The sequence below is a fragment of the Mesorhizobium sp. M7A.F.Ca.CA.001.08.2.1 genome, assembly GCF_003998455.1.
GTDB lineage: Bacteria > Pseudomonadota > Alphaproteobacteria > Rhizobiales > Rhizobiaceae > Mesorhizobium > Mesorhizobium ciceri.
This window is the reverse complement of the sequence record NZ_RZPW01000712.1, coordinates 1-3,219: the sequence shown is the minus strand read 5'-3', so window position 1 is coordinate 3,219 and position 3,219 is coordinate 1. Positions and strand designations below refer to the sequence as shown.

3 protein-coding genes and 1 pseudogene are annotated in these 3,219 nt (G+C 59.6%); 2 read left to right on the top strand and 2 right to left on the bottom strand.

Annotated elements, in window-relative coordinates; all coding sequences use genetic code 11:
- Positions 1-573: Wzz/FepE/Etk N-terminal domain-containing protein (locus tag EN914_RS29535; protein ID WP_245497868.1), on the bottom strand; the 573-nt coding region annotated here is incomplete at its 3' end.
- Positions 574-746: 173 nt separating this feature from the next.
- Complete coding sequence (locus EN914_RS29530; protein ID WP_024505421.1) at positions 747-1,082, bottom strand: hypothetical protein; 336 nt, start codon at positions 1,080-1,082, stop codon at positions 747-749.
- A gap of 295 nt (positions 1,083-1,377) precedes the next feature.
- Between EN914_RS29530 and EN914_RS40190 the strand changes: the two are divergent.
- Together EN914_RS40190 and EN914_RS29525 are read left to right on the top strand one after the other, a co-directional pair.
- A pseudogene (locus EN914_RS40190) lies at positions 1,378-1,536 on the top strand (phosphomannomutase/phosphoglucomutase); the annotation flags it as partial.
- Positions 1,537-1,549: 13 nt separating this feature from the next.
- Positions 1,550-3,219, top strand: a 1,670-nt coding sequence (locus tag EN914_RS29525; protein ID WP_127389454.1) for a mannose-1-phosphate guanylyltransferase/mannose-6-phosphate isomerase, incomplete at its 3' end; no start/stop codon positions are given.

Here is a 3,219-nt window from a genome sequence, read left to right as displayed (position 1 = left end):
GGAAACGCCGACTCGGCGGACGTCGAGGCCGTTGCGGAAAACCAACATGCTCCGACGGAACTTCTGAAAATCGGTCAGCATGGGGGGTGCGGCAGGCTCGCTAAGAGCGAAATGCTGCAGCCAGGCGCTTTTCCGCAGCCCCAAGGCGTCAAGCAGGACAGCTCCGGTCTTCGTCAATCTGTCCCGCAAAGTCGGAGACTGGGAACGATTGAACTGCGCATCGTCGACGAGTTTCAACTGGTCGAGCACCATCGCTGCGATTTTTTCCGACTGCATTACAGCGATCTGGCTTTCCACCTGGGCAGTATCCAGTGACAGATCCACTTCGCCGCCCTCCTGCAGGTGTTGCGGCAATTTCGGCTCGATCAGAATCTGCGCGCTGGCGATGAAAGTTGGGTCGGTGCTCGAATTGTAAAACCCCGCCAACAAGAGAGCCATGGCAAGGCAGGCAATGATAGTTCCAGCGTAGCGGCGCAGAAATTCGGTAATGTCGGAGAGCCCAATGAACTCTTGGCCGGCGGAAGCCTGCTGGTCCGTCATCGAGGGCCATTGATTGGTGAACATGCGATTCATTCAGCTTCTCCTGCAGGCATACGCAGACACCCAGAGCAGCCCGCTCCATGCAGGCGGCCGTTGCATGCGGCCGGTCTTTGCATTGAAAGCCGAGGCCCCGCGATCCCAGACTGCTGCGGAAGATTACTCCCGTGATCCGGAAGGTAAATGCCGCCAATTGGCGTATGCGAAACTTAGGACCCGTGGGGCGGTAGAACGCGCGGCAGCGCTGCTCTCGCGGCGTCGACAAATGACGTTTGCTGTTCCAGCAAGGCCTGCCGTCCGCGGATGATCGCCAGGTTCTGCTCGAGAGTACCGATCTGCGCGGACATGCGTTCGGGACTCTCGCCATTTTCCATCGCTTCCAGGGCGAACGCAGCACAGTCCGTGACCCTTTCCACGCAAGGGCGCAGTGCCGCGATTTCCTTCTCGATGTCCATCTGAATGACCTCCAGAAGACGGGTCAGGCGACCGAACCGCCGTTGGTCGACATTCTGGCCGAATGGGAACCTGAATGCGGTCAGCGGCATGTTGCAGCCATCTTTCTCGTTGCACCCGAGAGGGGACGCACCTTGCAGAATACAAGACTCTCATGCTTGCACGAGACATCCTTTCGGTCATCGGCGGGCATGCTCATATTGGATGAGGGGGGGGAGCTAGGGCGATAGGGCTACTCGAATTCATGAAGGCGGCCACGTGCGGCGCGTGTTACGACTGTTGGCGCTAAACTGCGGAGCGGAAATCGTGACCGTGAACATAGTCGGACACGCGAGTCCAAACACATTCGCCTTCAAAACCAGTGCCCCGATCAAAGCCACGGGCTTTCAGGACGGCACCTGGGGCCTGGGCGTCGTCGAACAAAGCGGAGATCGTCCTGGTTGTGGAAAGCCTGTGTCGCCAGAGCGGCGCCGAGAGATACACGAGGCTCTCGATGGCGTGCTGGGCGGCAATCCAGAGGTCGGAGCCTACAACCAGACATTCTGAGAGGAATTGGACCATGTCTGACCGGATCGTAAGTTTTGTCATGAGCGGGGGGGTCGGCTCACGGCTGTGGCCGCTCTCGCGCGAAGACAACCCCAAGCAATTCCACGATCTTTCGGGGGATGGCTCTATGCTTGCCAAGACTGTTCGTCGCCTTAAGGCGCGGCCGGACGGAGAGACGCCGATCTACCTGATAGCCTCCGAACGGCATGCCGAGCGCGTTATCTCGGACCTAGTACCGCTCGGCCTGAACGGCGGCAGACCGATCTTCGAGCCGGTCGGCCGCAATACCGCGGCCGCCGTCGCCATAGCCACCCTGCAAACGATCTCCGAATATGGAGCCGACGCCCTTGTGCTCGTGGTCCCCTCCGACCATCAGATATCGACGACAACGCAATTCTGGGAAACCGTCAAGGCCGGCGTGCCTGCCGCCGATTCAGGAAAGATCATCGTGTTCGGGATCAAGCCGACGCATCCCGAAACCGGATATGGTTACATCGAGACCACGGCAGATGCTGACGCAGTAGCCTCGGTTTCGCGCTTTGTCGAAAAGCCGAACGCCAAGTCGGCTCGCAAATACATGTCTTCGGGACAATTCTACTGGAACGCCGGCATTTTCCTCTTTCGAGCCGACACCATGCGGGAGGCTTTTCTCGAGTTCCAGCCCGACATCTGGGACGCCGCGGAACGGGCTTACAAGGGAGCGCGGACCGACGTCTCGGGCCTTTATTTGACACAAGGCTTCTACTTGGCCGTCCCCTCGACCTCGATCGACTACGCAATCATGGAGCATGCGCGCGACATCGCAATGGTTAGGGCCTCGTTCCACTGGACCGACCTTGGCTCATGGCAATCCCTAATGGAGGCCAGCCCCACGGACAGCAACGGCAATGTCACAATGGGCGATATCGTCGCCATCGATTGCCAGGACTCTTACTTCAGAAGCCAGGGCAGACTGCTGACCGTGGTCGGGATGAAGGATGTTGCGATCGTGGCGACGCCAGATGCGGTATTCGTCGCACCCGTCAGCCACAGCCAGAACGTGAAAAAAATCGTCGAACAGCTGGAGAAGAGCGGGCGCCTCGAAACGAAATTTACTGCCTCCGAAGACCGGATCATCATCAGTGGCTCATGGCGCAAGCGCGTGGAGCACTGGCTCTTCGAAGAAACCCTGCCGCTGTGGTCCACCGCTGGCGTCGACGATGTTTACGGCGGCTTCCATGAGGCCCTGGGCTTCGATGCGAGGCCATTGGGCAAACCCAAGCGCATGCGCACTGCGGCTCGCCAGATTTACGCTTTCGCAGTCGCCAAGGAACGTGGCTGGACTGGTCCGGCGGACAAACTCATCAAACACGGTATCGACTTCATCGCAAGATTCGGCCGCACGAACCGCGGCGGGTGGGTGCGAACTCTCAATGCCAACGGCAGCGTGGCCGACCCGACCGAGGACGCCTACGACCATGCCTGCGTGCTCCTGGCGCTGGCTCAAGCTCACCGATGCGGACACCACGATGCCCTGGCACTGGCACAACAGACGTTTCGTTTCATCGACGCCCACCTCGAGCACGACAGTCTGACCGGGTTCCTCGAGAGCCCCGGCTGGAACGGTGCGCGGTCTTCGAACCCACACATGCACATGCTGGAATCATTTCTTGCCTGGTATGGCGCCACGGGCGACCGTGAATA